The 239-nt window shown below is 69.0% G+C and carries 1 protein-coding gene; it reads right to left on the bottom strand.

What is annotated here, in order from left to right; translation table 11 throughout:
* A partial coding sequence (locus J0695_RS41570) for a M48 family metalloprotease (RefSeq protein WP_206969999.1) occupies positions 1-239 on the bottom strand: 239 nt, incomplete at both ends.

Below are 239 nucleotides of genomic sequence, written 5' to 3'. Positions count from 1 at the left end.
GGGGCAGGGGAAGCTGCTTGGTGCCCGTTTCCAGCTTACGCAGGGCGCTTGCCAGGGCGAGGGGGTCGCCGGTCAGCTGAGCGCCGGAGGCATCGGCCTCGTACTCGCGGGAGCGGCTGATGGCCAGTTTGATGAGGGAAGCGGCGAGCGGGCCCAGGATCATGATCAGCAGCATGCCGAGGATGCCGGGGCCGTCGTCGTCGCTGGAACGGCCGACCGGGATCAGCCAGGCGAAGTTG

This window comes from Streptomyces beijiangensis, assembly GCF_017315755.1.
Classification (GTDB): Bacteria; Actinomycetota; Actinomycetes; order Streptomycetales; family Streptomycetaceae; genus Streptomyces; species Streptomyces beijiangensis.
Note: the sequence above shows the minus strand (reverse complement) of the source record. Positions and strands in the feature narration are given on the sequence as shown.